The sequence below is a fragment of the Agaribacterium haliotis genome (assembly GCF_002312815.1).
Lineage (GTDB): Bacteria > Pseudomonadota > Gammaproteobacteria > Pseudomonadales > Cellvibrionaceae > Agaribacterium > Agaribacterium haliotis.
Map to the genome: position 1 here is coordinate 189,928 of NZ_NKQJ01000010.1, position 17,435 is coordinate 207,362.

General features: G+C 49.9%; 15 protein-coding genes. 12 read left to right on the forward strand and 3 right to left on the reverse strand.

Annotated elements, in window-relative coordinates; all coding sequences use genetic code 11:
- Window positions 1-41: 41 nt before the first annotated feature.
- The 3 genes from CFK45_RS13055 to CFK45_RS13065 form a co-directional block, all read right to left on the reverse strand.
- Window positions 42-2,570 (reverse strand): hypothetical protein, encoded by a 2,529-nt coding sequence (locus CFK45_RS13055; protein ID WP_096086884.1) that lies wholly within the window; start codon window positions 2,568-2,570, stop codon window positions 42-44.
- A gap of 125 nt (window positions 2,571-2,695) precedes the next feature.
- Entirely contained in the window at window positions 2,696-3,064 is a 369-nt protein-coding gene (locus CFK45_RS13060) for an STAS domain-containing protein (RefSeq protein WP_096086885.1), read from the reverse strand.
- A 21-nt stretch (window positions 3,065-3,085) separates the two neighbouring features.
- The gene (locus tag CFK45_RS13065; protein ID WP_096086886.1) at window positions 3,086-5,446 is read right to left on the reverse strand and encodes a SpoIIE family protein phosphatase; all 2,361 of its coding nucleotides are present in this window, start codon (window positions 5,444-5,446) and stop codon (window positions 3,086-3,088) included.
- Between the two features lie 121 nt (window positions 5,447-5,567).
- On the opposite strand from CFK45_RS13065, the gene CFK45_RS13070 reads away from it, so the two are divergent.
- From CFK45_RS13070 to CFK45_RS13125, 12 genes are all read left to right on the forward strand, one after another.
- Window positions 5,568-8,018, forward strand: coding sequence for an AsmA family protein (locus CFK45_RS13070; RefSeq protein WP_096086887.1), 2,451 nt, complete (start codon window positions 5,568-5,570; stop codon window positions 8,016-8,018).
- Window positions 8,019-8,051: 33 nt separating this feature from the next.
- On the forward strand, window positions 8,052-8,684 hold the full coding sequence (locus CFK45_RS13075) for a MarC family protein (protein WP_096086888.1): 633 nt from the start codon (window positions 8,052-8,054) through the stop codon (window positions 8,682-8,684).
- A gap of 92 nt (window positions 8,685-8,776) precedes the next feature.
- Entirely contained in the window at window positions 8,777-9,295 is a 519-nt protein-coding gene (locus tag CFK45_RS13080) for an outer membrane beta-barrel protein (protein WP_096086889.1), read from the forward strand.
- A 282-nt stretch (window positions 9,296-9,577) separates the two neighbouring features.
- On the forward strand, window positions 9,578-9,736 hold the full coding sequence (locus CFK45_RS13085; protein ID WP_096086890.1) for a periplasmic nitrate reductase, NapE protein: 159 nt from the start codon (window positions 9,578-9,580) through the stop codon (window positions 9,734-9,736).
- Window positions 9,737-9,738: 2 nt separating this feature from the next.
- Entirely contained in the window at window positions 9,739-10,008 is a 270-nt protein-coding gene (locus CFK45_RS13090) for a chaperone NapD (RefSeq protein ID WP_096086891.1), read from the forward strand.
- Window positions 10,005-12,500: a periplasmic nitrate reductase subunit alpha gene (gene napA, locus CFK45_RS13095; RefSeq protein WP_096086892.1), complete on the forward strand. Its 2,496-nt coding sequence runs from the start codon at window positions 10,005-10,007 to the stop codon at window positions 12,498-12,500. The genes CFK45_RS13090 and napA overlap by 4 nt, the downstream gene beginning before the upstream one ends.
- 11 nt (window positions 12,501-12,511) lie before the next feature.
- Entirely contained in the window at window positions 12,512-12,955 is a 444-nt protein-coding gene (locus CFK45_RS13100; protein ID WP_096086893.1) for a nitrate reductase cytochrome c-type subunit, read from the forward strand.
- 12 nt (window positions 12,956-12,967) lie between these two features.
- On the forward strand, window positions 12,968-13,558 hold the full coding sequence (locus CFK45_RS13105) for a cytochrome c3 family protein (protein WP_096086894.1): 591 nt from the start codon (window positions 12,968-12,970) through the stop codon (window positions 13,556-13,558).
- Between the two features lie 82 nt (window positions 13,559-13,640).
- Window positions 13,641-13,976, forward strand: a complete 336-nt coding sequence (locus CFK45_RS18915; RefSeq protein WP_158224700.1) for a rhodanese-like domain-containing protein — start codon at window positions 13,641-13,643, stop codon at window positions 13,974-13,976.
- Between the two features lie 399 nt (window positions 13,977-14,375).
- Window positions 14,376-16,475, forward strand: coding sequence for an ATP-binding protein (locus tag CFK45_RS13115; protein ID WP_096086896.1), 2,100 nt, complete (start codon window positions 14,376-14,378; stop codon window positions 16,473-16,475).
- Window positions 16,476-16,487: 12 nt separating this feature from the next.
- Window positions 16,488-16,859 (forward strand): response regulator, encoded by a 372-nt coding sequence (locus CFK45_RS13120; RefSeq protein WP_096086897.1) that lies wholly within the window; start codon window positions 16,488-16,490, stop codon window positions 16,857-16,859.
- 1 nt (window position 16,860) lies between these two features.
- Complete coding sequence (locus CFK45_RS13125; RefSeq protein WP_096086898.1) at window positions 16,861-17,310, forward strand: chemotaxis protein CheX; 450 nt, start codon at window positions 16,861-16,863, stop codon at window positions 17,308-17,310.
- The last annotated feature ends 125 nt before the right edge of the window (window positions 17,311-17,435 follow it).

Here is a 17,435-nt window from a genome sequence, read left to right on the forward strand (position 1 = left end):
GTACACACCCGCTGCTACAGCGCCTTAGCAGCGAGCAACTATTAGTCAGAAATGCTTTCGTAGTTATTTGCTTCAATTCGCACAGGCTTAATACCTCGCTGTTGCTCGGCCTGCTGGCAGATCATGCCCAGCTGCGCATTGAGCTGACGATTACATTCACCAAGCGCTTTGTAAAACGATAAAAAGTATTCCTGTACTGCATCAATATCGAGCTTTTCTAAGCTGGGTTTGCTTTTTAAGCGGCTGCGAATACGCGCGGCCAAGTTATCGTACTCCTCATCAATCAGACAGGGATATTTTTCCATGCCACTTAGCGCTTTATCGCAAGTTAGCAGCAGCTCTTTACAAATGCGTTCAATACGTTTTTTGTGATTGTCTTCGCCCTTGTCTTTCATGCGCTGTTCGAGCACGGGCAGATACGCTCGCTTGAGCTGCAGTTCGCGCAGTTTCACTCCCAGCGAACTAACGCCGCTTAGAATTTGCAACAACTTGATGGCTCTTTTTCTGCGCGCTCCGTCGCGCTGCAATATCGAAGCGAGCAACAAACGCTTGCCCATCAAGCTGCAGAGTTTGTTATTGGCGGTCAGCCATGCGGACCAATCTTTTTTTGCCTCTTTTAGAAATTCATCAAGATAGCGATACTGTTCGTCGCTAAAGGCAAGTTCGTCGGGGTCAAACTGATAACCCGCCTTGCGAATTTCACTGGCAATAGCAAACTTCAGAAAATTATTTTTAATTGCACTGTAGTTTTGCTTTAGTTTTAAAAAGTCGGCCGTGTGATGGCGCACTCTGTCGTTACACAAATTCAGCTGCTCAAGCAGCTCTTGCTCACCGAGGCCGGCGATCGAATCGGCACTCGGAATACGCCAAAAAACGCGCTCTTCAAACCAGCGATTAAAGTACTGGTTGATAAAGTCAGCGCGAAGTTTCTCTTTGACCGCCTGTTTGGCGAACTGTCTCACCCCCAGCAACGACTCGGCGTCGGGCGTAAAACCAAAACCATGGTAATAATCGAGACTGGCCTGGCGATTGAGTTCGGACCAGCGGGAAAAAAGCTCAGCCGCAGCTTGCTTTGGCCAGGCCAAACCTTCGATGTCGAGCTCCTCTGCCATCACCAAACGATCGCGGTCACTCGGAAAAGCCAAAGCCACACGGGTTTCACCCGACTCCAGCGCCTCGTCGAGCTTGCGTTTTTGCAAAGTATTCAACTCGTCGAGATGATGGGCGATTAGCCCGGCAATACTGTCGACCAGCTGAGGCTTATTCACTTCCTGGAATACTTGTTCAGCACAGAGCTCCCAGGCTGCTTCATAATACAAACGCTGGTACAAAGACTGAGAAAATTCGCGCGAGCCGACTATCGCAATCGCAGAGCGATCGGCAGCTTTAAGCAGAGGCCTTTGCCAGGCTCGAAGCAAGCATTCATACCAGCGCAGTGGATTTGAAAATAAACCCGCTGTCGCATTCATATAGATTTTTTTCACACGCGAGACAATACCGCTGGCCGGGCGCTCGCTGTCATCAAAAAAATCCGTACTTGTTGCCAGGCGAGACTGCAAAGCCTTAGTACTCGCGTCGGCCAAGGCCTGCACCGGGTTGCGCAGCAGCGCGAGCTGCTGCACCAGCACACAGGCCATTTGCGCGTGCGTCAGCTGGGCCAGCTGCGGCAAACTCAAACGCAGTTGATAGCTGCCCTGCCAGAAGCGCAGCAGTGTGCAGCGGTAACTGGCTTGCGTTTGAATTTCACCACTGAGTTCGATGACATCTGGTACCGGCATCAACAAAGCATCACAAACGGCTTTCAAGCTGGCGATAAATTTGCCTTGCTGGCCCTGGTTGAGCTTGAGCTCAGCGCTGTGCGGCTTACCATTGGCGGCCCATAGCGGGCGCAAAACAATGGCAAAAACAACCAACATGAACAGTGCGGGCAAAACAGACGTCAGCAGATAAGGCGCCAGCGAAAAAGTCTCGGCAAACAGCGGTGCCGCCAGGCGCTCGAGCGCCCACAGCGGCAAAAGCGCCAGCAGCAGCAAATACACACCAGTTAAAGTGATGTTGGCAGCGAGCATCGCCAAGCTCGCGAGCACTGCCGGCAGGGGCTTGGGCAGAGCCTGCAGCTGAGTCAGGTCGACAGGGCAGGCTTGCGCGGGCGCGGCTAGTGCCGCTGTAGATGCTTTGGCCCGGGCCTTTTCTGCCTGGCCCGGTTCAGCCTGGTCTAGTTCAGTTTGGCCCGGTTCAAGCTGCGCCTTTTCCGGCGCGGCGTCAGTTTGCTCCGCTGTGTCCGGTGTCGAAGCCGGCGGTGATTCACCTGCAACGACAAGCTCGACAGCAATGCCCTGAGCTTCAAAAGCTTGGCGCAGCTGTTCCGCGCGGCTGTTCGGCAAGGCTTTTTTTATGCACACGGGGCGGCCGCCGAGCAGTGTCGCAAGGCCCTGTTCGTTAAGCTGTAAACGCTCTCTAAGCCACTTCCGAGCCTGTTGCTCATCGTAGCCGGGGCGAACAAAGCCGCTGACAAAAACCGAACTGAGCTCGCCCTCACTGGTGCCGAGCTGCGCAGTTACTGATGACATTCTATTCTCACAAAAAAATTTCTAGCGCATTAGAACACTTGCATAGAAGCAGTCCCAGCGAGCAAATCACAGAAGCGCAGACTGGCAGCACAAAGTGTTAGCTTGTTGATCGGGACCTGATGACACTAGTCGCGACTGCTTTGCATGGCGTCAAGGTAGGCGTCCATCTCTTCCCAACTGGCAAAGATCTGCAAATCGGGGATGGCTTTGACAATATCAAACACTTTTTCAATATGAGCTTTGCGGTTAACCACCGCTACTTTGCCGCCGTGAAGCTGGAGCTTTTTCAGGGCCATAAAAATCGAGCGCAGGCCCGCTGAACTGATGTACTCGAGCTCGGCCATATCAAATACCAAGGTTTTAACGGTCTCCGGCACTTGCGTATTTACCAGCACATCCAACTCTTTGGCGGTGTCGCCGTCCAGGCTACCACCGAGGTGCACACGCAACAGGCCAGCTTCAGTCAACGGCTCTACTCTGGTACTCAAAGGCATGATCTTATCCTTAACTTACGATTAATCTAAACCGAGCCTGAGGCTCAGTATGTTTTTATTGTAACGGTGACAATAGCTCAGGTCGCGGCTAAATTGTTTTATCAAACCCAAGCCCAGGCCGCCAATTTGTATTTGCCCGTCATCACCGGCAGAACTCTGGTATTGCAGTGGGTCAAAGGCCGGGCCGGTATCCCTATATTCAAGCACTAACTCGCGCTCGTCCACCGCCAGCAGCAGGTCAAATTGCGCTTTGGCGTGGTGGCGACAGTTCATAAATAACTCTTCTGCAACCAGCTTCAGCGCAAACTGGGCCGTATCACTTGCACCAACTTGCACCGCCCAATTCTCCACCGCCACCAAAAAGGCCGTTAATTCAGCGCTGCCCGGGTCGAGAGCAATGAAATCCTTGCAGACCGTCAACTCGGGTGCCGAAACAAATGCGCTGGGGGGGCGCCACTGCAAAACCAGGGCGGTGCGATCGTCGTTTTGCGCGGCGCCGGCGCAAAACTGCTCAAGCGCGTCATAAAGCGCCTCACCACGCGCGCCCACTTTGGCTTCAGGGGCATTTAAAGCTTCAGCATTTAAATGCTGTAGCAAGCGCGGCAGGCCAAAACATTCTTGAGAAGCATTAAATGCCTCATCTATACCATCGCTGTAGAGCAACAACTGCTGAGCCTCGCCCAACTGAAAGGACTGGCTGCGATAGATAGCACCATCGTAGAGGCCGAGCGCCGGCCCCCCATCGAGTTCCAGAGGCTGGCTCTGGCGGCCAATTAATATCGGCTCGGGGTGCCCGGCACTAAGCACAGAAACTTCGCCACTGTCGGTATCAAGCTCGGCGACAATTAAGCTGACAAACATGCACTCGTCGTTGTCCTCACACAGCTCTTTATTGAGGCTATCAAGCAGAGCTTCCAGGCCGAGGCCCTGATGGCCAAGCGCTGACATCAAGGTCAAGGTACGCGCCATAAATAGTGCGGCCGGCATGCCCTTGCCGCTGACATCGCCCACCGCGACCAATACTTTGCCAGGCTTGTGCTGGATAAAATACAAATCGCCACCGACCTGACGAGCCGGAATCAAGTGCGCCCACAGCGCAGCGCCATCAAAACTCTGGCTGTAACGGCCCTCGGTACCGGCGAGCAGGGCTAACTGAATATCACGGGCTGCGCTCAGTTCCGCTTCAAACTGGCTGCGCAGCGCTGTCTCAGCTTGTAGGTTGTCGAGATACTCACGCAGGCGCCGCTGCATCGATACAAACGCATCGCTCAGCTGCAGCACTTCTCGCGATGTCGCTTTAACATCAATCGGAACCTTAAGATCGCCGGCGCCTATGCGCTGGGTGTGCTCAGCAAGAGAGGCCAAAGGTTTGGTCAGTGACGCAATAATGCGCCAGACCACCGCCACCACCACCACCAGGGCCAAACATGCCACCAATAGCAAGCGCCAAAGGTAGGCGTTGAGCGGGGCAAACATCTCATCTTCGGGAAATGCAATCATCATCGGCCAACCGCTTTCGCTCAAGGTTTTACTGGCAACAAAACACGAGACCGGCCGCTGCGGGCAAGGCAGATTCAAAATGCCCTGCTGGCCCATTAATAATTCCGCTTCAGCGGCGAGCCAAGCTTCGCGATTGTGCTCTGGCGCCACCGAGGCAAAAGGCCGCATCAGTAAGGAGCTATCCGGGTGGCTAATTACCCTGCCCTGACGGCTGAACAACATGCCAAAACCACTGTCACCGAGCTTTATCTGGCTAACGATCTGCTGCAAACGCTTGAGCTCTACGTCGGAGGTCAATACCGCCAGCAGTTGCTGCTGACCATCGAGCTCGGTCAGTACCGGCACGGAATACGTCGCCATTAACACATCGCCGCCGCCGCGATCAAAATAGGGCTCGCTCCAGTACGGCTGAAGACTTGTTTGAACTTCGCTGAACCAACTCTGCTGGCGATAGCGGTAATTGTTGTTGGCAAGGTTTTTATACTCAAGCGCGCCGGCCTGGCGGTAGACGTAGGGAGACATGGCTCGCTCTACCCACGGGTGCTCGGGGTTTAAAGCCACGGCGGCGCCAAATAATTCAGCATTGCTGCGCAAATACGAAAATAATAATTGGCGCAGAGCATCTTCGTTGAGTTCGTTTTGGGGGAACAGTGCGGCAAAAGTCTGTACCGAATGTTCAACACTCGATAACAGCTCTTCTATTTGCAAGTCGACGTCGGCAATAATTCCTTGCGCTTCAAGGCGGCTCGACTTAAGTATGTATTGACTTGAGTTCCGGTACTCAAGCACCAGCAGCAAACACACCAAGACAGCAATTGCGCTGCACAGCCACAGTGACAACCAGCTTGTAATGGACGGCGCACCAGCTCTGCTAAAGCCCATAAGAATCTTCCCGCTATAATTATCTGCGCCAAAAATGACCGCAGTGTAACATGAACATCATTGGCCCCAAGCCGTCATAGTGCTAACCTTCAAGGCTTGATAAATGCCACGGAGTTAAGGCATGAGTACGGCATCAAATACCGAGACGAATACACCATCAAGCCCCTCGCCTAAAACTAACAAGCGCTTAGCACCGCTTTTAAGAATTTTACTGATTTGCTTGGCCGCGCTCGCGACTGTCGTCGCCATCATTATTTTATGCCTTTTCCTGATCGACTTTGGCCACTTTAAAAAACAAATTGCCGCCTATGCCAGCGACAAACTCGGCCGGGAAGTACGCATAGACGGCCCCGCACGTTTAAAAATACTGCCGCGCCCAACCCTTAGAGTAGAGGGCCTCAGCGTTCAAAACCCGAGCTGGGCCAGCCAAAAAGAGCTGTTACAAATGCAGCAGCTCGACTTTTCTGCATCGTACTTCGAGCTGTTTCGCGGCACCGCCATTATTGACCGCCTCTACGTTAAAGGCCTTAAGGTCAATATCGAATACAATGGCGACGGTAAAAACAATTATCAGTTTACCGATTCAGCAAAAGCAAAAGACACAACTAAAGCGCCAAAAGAAAAAACACCGAGCAACAGTGGCCAGTGGCCATTGCTGCTTGAAAAACTAGAGCTCAGTGACAGCAGTGTCCATATCTATCGCCAGGGCAAGAGCCTGCTTGATTTGGAGCTCGATTTAATTGAGCTTAGCTTCCCCGACGAAAACAGCTACCAGCTCGATTTAAAGACAACAGCAAACCAACACAAGATTACCGCCAAGCTCGACATCAACGATATTAGTGCGTTTAGCCGCGGCGATAATTTTGACTACCAACTTCAGGTGAACGTCGATGACCATCAATTGCACTCTGAAGGGCAGGCGGGCCAGCTATTACAGCAGGTACACAGCAGCGGTAGCAGTGACGTAAGCATAGCCAGCCGTCAATTGCTTGAGGAATTTGGCCAAGAGCTGCTACACAGTGAGCAGCCACTTAAATTACAGTTAAAACACCGCTTTGAAAAACAGCAACTGCAACTGCAAGGTCACGCTCTGCAGGATGATGTAGACCTTGCTTTTAATCTACAGCTCTCCGGCGAAAACGTCAGTGGCGAAATCAAACTAAATAGCCTTTACAAGCTCGGTGCACTACTGGGTATAAAACAACTGCCCAAGCAAACACTCGCCATAAATACGAATATTGATATCCTCGCCAACAAGCAAAAAATTAATCAACTTGAGCTAAGCATGCCAACACTGAAAGCAAAGCTCGATGGTGAGGTCGCTGAAAAGATCAAACTCAACTTTAACTTGAGCGGCAGTTCACTTAAAACGCTTTACCCAGACCTGCCAGAAGAAGCTGTGAAGCTCAGCGGCCACTTTAGCCAAGAAAAGCAGCTAAGCAGCCTAAGGCTTGATAGCGGAGAAATTGCACAGAGTAAAATCAACAGCCTCAGTTTGGATTATCAAGCTGAGCAAGTACCGCGCATTAAACTTAATGCCGATATCGAAAATATTGTACTTGAGCCGTGGCAAGATAAAAGTGCTGATAGTAGTAAATCGGCAGAGGCCGGGCAATCCGATACAGCGCCGCAGACGGCAACGCCGCCGCCCAACACAACAGACACCCATTATGTGCTAAAAGACGAAGCCCTGCCTTGGCAACAGTTAAAACAAGTGAACGCCGACGCCACCATTCGCATTAACGAGATTATCATTGCACAGAACACCCTGAGTAAGATTAAGCTTGATGCCGAACTAGAGCAGGGAAATTTAAAGCTCAACGCTAATTTAACCGGCCCTAAAAATAGTGAGCTGGTAACGGATTTAAAAGTTAATCAAGACCAGGTTCCAAGCGTAGAGCTTTATACCGTCATCAGTGATTTGAGCTACAAGCTGGTATCAAATAGTGAGCTGCAAAGCCCACTTACAAATATCCACATAGACCTGAGGGCTGAGGGTGAGAGCCCGCGCAAGCTAGGCGAGAACAGCAACGGCAATGTTGTGCTGACCCAGGGCAAAGGCCAGATAGACAACAACTTACTCGGACGTTTCTCCGGCGATATTGTTGCCCAGTTGGTCGGTGCGCTTAACCCCTTTGCCAAAAAAGAAAAATTTACCCAGTGGGAGTGCACGGTATTTGCCCTGGATATTAACAATGGCAAAGCCGATATCAATAGCATGCTCGGCCAGAGCGATAAATTAATCATAGTCGGCGGCGGTAACGTCAACCTAAACAATGAAAAAATCAATATTGAATTTAATACCAAGCCGCGCAAAGGTGTTGGTGTCAGTGCCGATATGCTGGTCACCCCTTTTGTACGCTTGGCCGGAACACTTGCGTCGCCGTCGATAGGCCTAAACAAAAAAGGCGTATTATTAAGCGGCGGTGCCGCAGTGATGACCGGCGGCATATCACTGCTGGCGCAGGGCATGCTCGATCGCGCAACCGCAACCGGCGATCACTGCGCTGCGGCTCTTGCAAGCGTGGACCAACTCGAAGCCAAACCATCGGCTGCAACTAAAACACAATAACTTCGTGCCATTAAAGCAAGCGAACTGCGAACCATGACTATTGATATCGAACACCTGATCACGGTGTTTCTTGGATTTTTTGCAATCATGAACCCGATTGCCAATACCGCGGTTTTCCTCGGCTTGTGTTCAAACCAAGGCGCTGACGAGCGGCGTCAAATCGCGTTGCGTTCACTGAATATTTGTTTTGTCATAGTCGTTTGTTTTGCCCTGCTCGGTAAGCTCATTTTTGATTTGTTTGGTATCAGCCTATTAGCCTTGCGCTTGACCGGCGGTATTTTAATCTTTGTGGTCGGCTACCAAATGCTGCACGGCACCAGCGCCAAAATGCACCAGCAACAGCAAGGCCAAGAACACAGCGACATCGCAATATCGCCACTTGCCGTGCCGATATTGGCCGGCCCCGGCACCATAGCCACAGCAATGAATTACAGCGCCGGCGGTTGGCAAAATGTCCTGGGCAGCATCTTAGCGTTTACCTGCCTGTGTTTTATCACCTACATTGCGTTTATCAATAGCCAGCGCATCGTCAGTAAATTAGGTAATGGCGGCCTGGCAATCGTCACCCGCCTGATGGGGCTGATACTCGCCGTGATCGGCATGCAAATGCTTATCGACGGCAGCGACGAGCTCTACAACATGTGGACAGCAACAACGAACTCTTAAGCACAAACGATATTTTTATAAGCACTTCATAGAACCGTAAGCAAGCCGTGGTAGTATGCGGCCACTACAACAGCCTGCCTTTTGGGGGAAATATGAAAAAAATTACAGCAGTCATGGCCGCAACCGGCCTGTTGGTTATGGCTAACAGTGCGTTGGCCGGCAAAGATAGCGGTCTTTACATCGGCGCCTCGCTGGCATCTTCATCTTACGATGTTGTCAACTCCGGTGGCGACCTCGATGAAACAGATACCAGCTATAAAGTGTTTGGCGGTTACAACTTCGGCCTTGTACCCTTTTTTGATATCGCAGCTGAAGTTAGCTACTACGACCTCGGCGCCATCAGTGTCGATAAAAAAGATTACTCGTCGACTGCTCTGGCCGCTTCAGCCTTGGGTGCGTTTAACTTTGGCCCATTTGGCGTATTTGCCAAATACGGCTTTGCCCAGTTAGACAGTGACATTTCCGACGTGGACGGCACCGAAGATGCTTACGGCATTGGTGCGCGTTTCCAAATTGGCTCGATTGCTCTGCGTGCCGAGTACGAGCTATTTGATTTAGCTGACGACGTCGACCTCGACTACGCATCACTCGGTGCAAGCTGGACTTTCTAAGCCTTGGCATTGGCACCCAACACACAAAAGCCCGCTGCATGCGGGCTTTTTTATTGCTTAATATCTCTCCTATCTAAACAAGCCTGCCTTTAAACCATCTGTGCGTGTTGTTTTGGCACATAAAACAACCACAAAAGCCATGCCCTTTGCTATTTTGATTCAAGTCAAAGTGATTTTTGGCGACGGCTTTCTAATGGGCCCTATCTCGGTCTTGTAACACGGCTGTTGCTAGACTGAAGACTCCGCCTCTCAGGCAAAAACTACAAATTAAAGAGAAGGCAAATGAACAAAGAGACCGATCAAATCACCCGTGGACGGGAGCTTCGCTCCTTTCTCTTCATTACCGTCGTGCTGTTTCCAGCCTTAAGTGTTGCGCTTGTTGGCGCGCTGGGTTTTGGCATCTGGATGAGCCAGCTTATTTTTGGCCCTCCGGGAGTTTAAACATGGGCGAAACCCACATCAGCAGTGTCATCCTGCACTTTCAACCCGAAGCTGCAGAAGCGTTAAAAAGCTACGTAGAGAGCTATGACCACGCGGAGTTCCACCGCGATCAAGAAACCGAAGGCAAAGCTATTGCAGTATTCGAACTGCCCAGCCTTCATAAAACAAAAAAACTTATAGATGAGCTTCAACAGCAGCAAGGCGTCGTTTCAGTTTCAATGATTTACCACCACGCCGAAGCTAACGACGCCCTCGAGGAGAAACTTGCGTGAAATTAAGCCGACGTACTCTGATTAAAAACCAAGCTCTGGCCACCGCTGCAACCGCCGCGGGTATGACCGTGCCCAGCCAAGCCGCCAACCTGATCGCGTCTTCAAGCGACAGCCAGTTGACCTGGTCAAAAGCTCCGTGCCGTTTCTGCGGTACCGGCTGCTCGGTTAATGTTGCCACCAAAAATGGCCGTGTAGTCGCCACTCACGGCGACATAAAAAGCCCGGTGAACCGCGGCCTGAATTGTGTCAAAGGTTATTTCCTGTCAAAGATCATGTACGGCGAAGACAGGCTGACCCAGCCACTTTTGCGAATGAAAGATGGCAAATTTGATAAGAACGGCGACTTTGCTCCAATTAGCTGGGATCAAGCTTTTGATATCATGGCGGAGAAGTACAAGGGCGCACTGAAAGACAAAGGCCCCAGTGCGCTGGGCATGTTTGGCTCAGGCCAGTGGACAGTCTGGGAAGGCTACGCCGCTGTTAAATTAATGAAAGCCGGTTTCCGCTCCAATAATATTGAGCCCAACGCGCGCCACTGTATGGCATCTGCTGTCGCCGGTTTTATGCGCACCTTTGGCATCGACGAGCCGATGGGCTGTTACGACGATTTTGAGAACGCCGATGCTTTTGTGCTTTGGGGCTCAAATATGGCGGAAATGCACCCAATACTGTGGACACGCATTACCGACCGCCGCCTGAGCAACCCGCATGTCAAAGTCAATGTACTCTCAACCTATGAACACCGCTGCTTTGAACTCGCCGATGAAGGTTATATCTTTGAGCCACAAAGTGACTTGGCGATTGCCAACTATATTGCCAACTACATTATTCAAAACGATGCCGTAAATTGGGATTTTGTTAAAAAACACACCAAGTTTGTCAAAGGTAATAACGATATCGGCTACGGCCTGAGGCCAGAAGACCCGAGGGAAAAAGCCGCCAAAAATGCAGATAAGGCCGGCGGCTCATCACCTATCGACTTCGACGAATTTAAGGCTTTTGTCGCTGAATACGACGTTAAAAAAGCCAGCGAGCTTTCTGGCGTTAGCGAAGACAAGCTGCTTAAACTCGCCAAAACATACGCCGACCCAAATACCAAGGTCATGAGCTTGTGGACCATGGGCGTCAACCAGCACACTCGCGGTGTGTGGATGAACAACCTGATTTACAACATCCACTTGCTTACAGGCAAAATCGCTCAGCCCGGCAATAGCCCTTTCAGCCTAACCGGCCAACCTTCAGCTTGCGGCACCGCACGCGAAGTAGGCACCTTTGCCCACCGCTTGCCGGCCGACATGGTTGTTGCTAATCCCAAACACCGCGCCATTGCCGAAAAAATGTGGAAGCTGCCCGAAGGTACCATTGATGCCAAGCCGGGCGCCCATGCCGTGCTGCACAACCGCCAACTTAAAGACGGCGTTATGAACGTTTACTGGGTTCAGTGCAATAACAATATGCAAGCTGCGGCCAATATGCTCGAAGAAGGTTTGCCTGGTTATCGCAACCCGGAAAACTTTATTGTTGTCTCTGACGCTTACCCCACCGTCACCGCACAAGCTGGCGACCTGATTTTGCCGACAGCAATGTGGGTTGAAAAAGAAGGCGCCTATGGTAACGCCGAGCGCCGCACCCAATTCTGGCACCAGTTAATTGATGCCCCGGGCGAAGCAAAATCCGATCTCTGGCAAATCATGGAGTTCTCCAAGCGCTTCAAGGTAGAAGAAGTGTGGCCTGCAGATTTGCTAGCTAAAAAGCCTGAATACAAAGGCAAAACGCTATTTGACGTGCTCTATGCTAACGGCCAGGTAAATAAATTCAGCAGCAAAGAGCTGAACAAAAATTACGGCAACCACGAAAGCGAAGATTTTGGTTTCTACGTACAAAAAGGTTTATTTGAAGAGTATGCCGAATTTGGCCGCGGCAAAGCTCACGACCTGGCGCCATTTGAAACCTACCACAATACCCGCGGCCTGCGCTGGCCCGTAGTCAACGGCCAGGAGACCCTGTGGCGCTTCCGCGAAGGCAGTGATCCATATGTCGAAAAAGGCAAGGGCTTTCAGTTTTACGGTAAACCCGACGGCCGCGCACTGATTTTTGCTCTGCCTTATGAGCCACCCGCCGAAGCACCTGACAATGAATTCCCGCTGTGGTTGTGTACTGGCCGCGTACTAGAACACTGGCACAGCGGCTCGATGACTCAGCGTGTCCCCGAGCTTTATAAAAGCTACCCTGATGCGGTTTGTTACATGCATGCAGATGATGCCAAAGCCGCCGGTTTACGCAGGGGAGATAAAGTAAAAGTTGAATCGCGCCGAGGTTATATCATCACCCGTGTCGAAACCAAAGGCCGCAACAAAACACCTAAAGGTCTTATTTTTGTGCCCTGGTTTGATGCTCGCCAGCTGATCAACAAAGTCACTCTCGACGCGACCGACCCCATTTCTAAACAGACCGACTTCAAGAAGTGCGCTGTGAAAATTTCTAAGGTTTAAGGAGAAGAATAATGAAAAAGTTACTAATCTTAGCCACCCTTAGCAGCGCCTTGTTCTCGGTTTTGCTCTACGCCAACGAGATTGCCACACTGCGCCAAGGCACTCCGCTGGATGAGGTCAGCACAAACCCTGCGCCTATGCAAAACGTCAGCAATACCGACGTCAAAGAAATTCGCGCCTACCCGATGCAACCGCCGATGATTCCTCACAAGATCGACAATTACCAAGTCGATCTAAAGGCCAATAAATGCCTGAGCTGCCACGCGAGGGACATGGTCGGTGACTCTCAGGCAACCATGATCAGCGTCACTCACTTTATGGATAGAGACGGCAACTTCCTCGCCGATGTCAGCCCGCGTCGCTACTTCTGTACTCAATGCCATGTGCCTCAGGTTGAGCGCAAAGACTTGGTCGAGAACGAATTTGAAGACATCAAAACAGTCATCAAACAATAGTGAGTACAAACCGTGATCAAGTTAATTAAGGAATATTGGAAGGTCGCCAACAGGCCTTCCATGCACTTCAGCCTCGGGTTCTTGACACTCGGCGGATTTATCGCGGGCATTATTTTCTGGGGTGGTTTTAACACCGCGCTTGAGGTTACCAATACCGAAGAGTTTTGTATTGGCTGCCACGAAATGGAAAACAACGTCTATGAAGAACTGCAGTACACCGTGCACTTTAGTAACGGCTCCGGCGTCAGAGCAACCTGCCCCGACTGCCACGTACCGCATAAATGGACAAATAAAATTGCCCGGAAAATGCAAGCGTCTAAAGAAGTTTGGGGTAAGATTTTCGGCACCATCAATACCCGTGAAAAGTTTGAAGAAAAGCGCCTTGAGCTTGCTCAGCACGAATGGGCGCGATTAAAAGCTAACGATTCACTCGAGTGTAGAAACTGCCACGACTTTGAATACATGGACTTTACTCAACAAAGCCCACGCGCTGCCGTTCAGCACAGTACCGCACTCGCCGCTGGAGAAAAGACCTGTATCGACTGCCACAAAGGTATCGCCCATCGCCTGCCCGATATGGAAGGTGTCGAGGGTTGGCAATAACTGCTCAACCACCTCTGCTGAAGGCCGGCCGCGAGCCGGCCTTTTTATTTTAAACTGCATGTATCAATAATAAGGCTTCATTGTGTATAAACTAATAAAGCCATTGGCTCTGCCACTAGTCGCCTGTTTAGTTCTAACGATTAGCTCAACAAGCCTTGCACAAGACTATCTATGGGTCGATGTGCGAAGCGCAAGCGAATTTAGCTCGGGACATTTACCAACAGCCATAAACATTGAATACAGTCGTATTATCGAGGGAGTGGAACAACATAACTTCAACAAAAACACTGAGCTTCGCTTATACTGCCGCAGCGGTCGCCGGGCTGAAATAGCCAAGCAAAAACTAATCAGTTTAGGTTACAACGCCGAAAACTATGGCGCTTACAAGAAGCTATTAACGCAACCAAACGAGAGTTAAGGTTCTGCTAAAGAATAAACCTAGCTTTACCAGGCAGTCATTTCAGCCGGCCGTCAGCTTCCCAACTACAAAGCCGCACCCTTCTAAGCACATTATTTTTGAGATATTAAAAAAAAAGCTAAAAACCCAATAAGCATTCCCTTTGATAGTAAGTGTCACTCTTTACCACAAAAAGAAAGAAATAGGCGCCACAAAAATTTAATTAAGCACCAGGGCCAAGCGTAAATCGCACCATAAAATGGCATTAAGTAGAAATACAATTGCATCGGCAAATAATAGGGCTTAACTCTCTTAAACGGCGCTAAGCGCAATTTTCCTCATATGCTAAACCCAAGCTATACCCACTTCGTTTGCAGCCAGGGATGGCCGCCCTGCTGCGTTTGATTGCAGGAGAGTTCTATGTGGTCTGCCCTTGGTAAATACCGTGCCATTGTTGTTTCAATAGCATTATTTCTTTTTCTCGATGCGTCAGTACTTACGCTAAATTTCTATATCTCTTTTAAGATCGCGGACGATGCTGTCGGCGTAAACCTTGCCGGTAGGCAGCGAATGCTGACGCAGAGAACAGTAAAGAGCCTCTATGCCATTGATAACGCAAGCGTGAAGTCTGAGGCCGAAGCAACAGCCATCAACGAGCTTGAAATGAGCTATCAACTATTTAGCTCTACCCTCACTGCCTTTGAGCAGGGTGGCTACACCACTGGTGCCGCGGGAGAGCAAGTAGAGCTTAAAGCCGTTAGCTCGCCCAAGGCCATCAAAGCCATTGCCGAGGCCAAAGAACTTTGGCAGCCGCTGAGTAAAGAGATTCAACAAATATTACAAGCAGATAGTGAGCAACAGCTTTACAGCGCCCTCGGGCCCGCCATTAGCTACGCTAATGCCAACAATTTAAAACTGCTTAGCTTGATGAACAGCCTTACTGTTGAACTCGAAAGTATCGCAACAAGCCAGGCGCAAACGTTGCGCTATATTCAAACTGGCGGCATCAGCCTCGCCATCGTTAATTTCTTGTTTATTCTGTTCCACTTTCTCGGGGAACTTCGAACAAATGACCGCAAGCTGGAAGCGGCACGTCAAGAGACAACCGAAATATTAAACACGGTGAGCGAGGGTTTATTTCTTCTCGATGAAGACCTTCGCCTCGGTAACCAACACTCTGGTCAGCTATCAGAGATGTTCGGCGGAAAAGAAGTATCTGGCATTAGCTTTTCAGAACTTATTGGCGACCTAGTTAAAAGTAAGGACTTAGAAACAGCTGAACGTTTTGTCGGTTTATTATTTAGGCCAAATGTGAAAGACAATCTTATCAAAGACCTCAACCCACTTACTGAAGTCGAACTCAACATCCCCGATAAAGAAGGTGGCTACAGCACTCGTTACCTAAGCTTTGATTTCAGCCGCGTTGCAGGCGAAGAAAACAAAAATACTGTATTGGTAACCGTAACCGATGTTACCCGAAGCGTAGAGCTTGCTCGTGAACTAGCCGAAGAAAAAGAACGCTCCGAACAACAGATGGAAACCTTAACAAGCATCTTGCACACGGAGCCCAAAACCCTTAAACGCTTTATTCAGGATGCTTTTGATAGTTTCAGTAAGATCAACGAAGTACTCAAAGATCAGGGTCGTACCGACTCGTCAATGTCGAGAAAACTCAACGAAATTTTTGTAGAAGTTCACAACTTCAAAGGTGATGCATCTGCACTGGAGCTCGACAACTTTGCCGACCTCGCCAATCGTTTTGAAGACGATATTCAACAAACCCTAACTAAGAACAAAGTCGGCGGCAATGATTTTCTCAAGCTTGCGGTGCACTTAGAAAACCTCATTCGCTATACCGAGTCTGTACAAGAAATCGCTGAAAAGCTTGCTAGCTTTTCTGTTATGAGCTCGGACAATAAAAACACGCCTAAAAATCACAGCGACTCTAGCCGCTGGCAGCATTTGACCAAACTCTGTTACAACGTAGCTGAGCGTGAGCAAAAGCAGGCACAATTAGTCATCACAGGGTTTAACGAAGCTGACCTCGATGAGGCAACCGAAAGCCTCATCAATGATGTTTGCATTCAGTTTATCCGCAACGCTTTAGTACATAGCATTGAAAAGCCAGAACTTCGTGAAGCTCGCAATAAAAATGCCTGTGGTCGTATCGACGCCAGGCTCTGCACCATGCCAAGCGGCGAGATAGAGCTCAGCATCCACGATGATGGCGCCGGCATCAATTACGATAAGATCAGAGATAAAGCAGCTGCAAGTGGGCAGTGGGATCAGAATAGCCTCGCGAACTGGAGCAATAAGAAACTTCTCGGCCTGATATTTGAGCCAGGTTTTTCCACTGCAGACAAGCTAAGTAACGATGCAGGAAGGGGCGTCGGCATGGACGTTATCCGCAGCCGAGTTCAAGCCCATAACGGCAGGCTTAAAATTAGCAGTCGCTCCGGCATTGATTGTCAGTTCACTATTACCCTCCCCCCACAAAAACAAGCTTCTGCAGCTGCGTAAGGAGTACACGGTATGACAGCCCCATTAAAAATGCTTATCGTCGATGACTCAAATGTTATCCGCCGAAAAATAGAACGCGGACACGACGATACAATCTTCACTGTTGTCGGCAGTGCCGCCAGCGGTGCCGAAGCTGTTGAACAGTTCAACCAGTTGCAGCCGGATGTTGTAACTATGGATTTGACCATGCCACAAATGGATGGCATCGAGTGCATTAGCCATCTCATTAATTTAAACCCCGAGGTAAAAATACTGGTGATATCTGCTCTCTCAGATAAAAGCACGGGCATAGAAGCACTAGAGCGCGGCGCTCAGGGTTTTTTAACAAAACCCTTTGACGATCAAAAACTCTCTGAAGCATTAAAAGAACTGGTGGAGGTGTAATATGTCAGAATCAACGTTACAAGTATTTATTGACGGCGCACTGAACTATTTTCAACACACATCAGATAAAGATGTCAAAGTAGGCACGCCGTATTTAATTGAGAACAACAGCCCTGCTGCGTTTGACTTTACTGGCATCATCGGAGTCAGCGGCCCCTATCGCGGCACCGTCTATTTTACCGCCCCCAAAGCCTTGCTTACGCACCTGTTATTATCTATTGGTGAAAAAGATACATCTATGGATTACGTTTTAGATCTTGTTGGCGAGGTCGCCAATACGATTGCAGGCAATGCGCGGGCTCAATTTGGGCAAGAATTTATGATCAGTGTACCGGTAGTTGTTGAAGGCTCGCCCAGCCATATTCACATGCCCAAAGACCTCAGGTCATATGTCATCCCCGTTTACTGGAAGGCCTACAGCGCTGCTGTTGTTATTTGTTTGGAAAATTAACCAGCACAGTTTGCGGCCGAATCTCGGCCGCAATAGATTTCAGTATTTCGCGCTTTCAAGTAATAACCGCAATTTTCTTTAGTTTACGCCGCTAACAAGTCTTTGCGCAGCCCCATAAATAATTC

Bases quoted from the DNA above. Each gene is read 5' to 3' on its own strand.
- CFK45_RS13085 (WP_096086890.1), top strand. From the start codon at position 9,578: ATGAACAAAGAGACCGATCAAATCACCCGTGGACGGGAGCTTCGCTCC.
- CFK45_RS13070 (WP_096086887.1), top strand. From the start codon at position 5,568: ATGAGTACGGCATCAAATACCGAGACGAATACACCATCAAGCCCCTCG.
- CFK45_RS13065 (WP_096086886.1), bottom strand. From the start codon at position 5,446: ATGGGCTTTAGCAGAGCTGGTGCGCCGTCCATTACAAGCTGGTTGTCA.
- CFK45_RS13060 (WP_096086885.1), bottom strand. From the start codon at position 3,064: ATGCCTTTGAGTACCAGAGTAGAGCCGTTGACTGAAGCTGGCCTGTTG.
- CFK45_RS13075 (WP_096086888.1), top strand. From the start codon at position 8,052: ATGACTATTGATATCGAACACCTGATCACGGTGTTTCTTGGATTTTTT.
- CFK45_RS13080 (WP_096086889.1), top strand. From the start codon at position 8,777: ATGAAAAAAATTACAGCAGTCATGGCCGCAACCGGCCTGTTGGTTATG.
- CFK45_RS13120 (WP_096086897.1), top strand. From the start codon at position 16,488: ATGACAGCCCCATTAAAAATGCTTATCGTCGATGACTCAAATGTTATC.
- CFK45_RS13115 (WP_096086896.1), top strand. From the start codon at position 14,376: ATGTGGTCTGCCCTTGGTAAATACCGTGCCATTGTTGTTTCAATAGCA.
- CFK45_RS13055 (WP_096086884.1), bottom strand. From the start codon at position 2,570: ATGTCATCAGTAACTGCGCAGCTCGGCACCAGTGAGGGCGAGCTCAGT.
- CFK45_RS13125 (WP_096086898.1), top strand. From the start codon at position 16,861: ATGTCAGAATCAACGTTACAAGTATTTATTGACGGCGCACTGAACTAT.
- CFK45_RS13100 (WP_096086893.1), top strand. From the start codon at position 12,512: ATGAAAAAGTTACTAATCTTAGCCACCCTTAGCAGCGCCTTGTTCTCG.
- CFK45_RS13090 (WP_096086891.1), top strand. From the start codon at position 9,739: ATGGGCGAAACCCACATCAGCAGTGTCATCCTGCACTTTCAACCCGAA.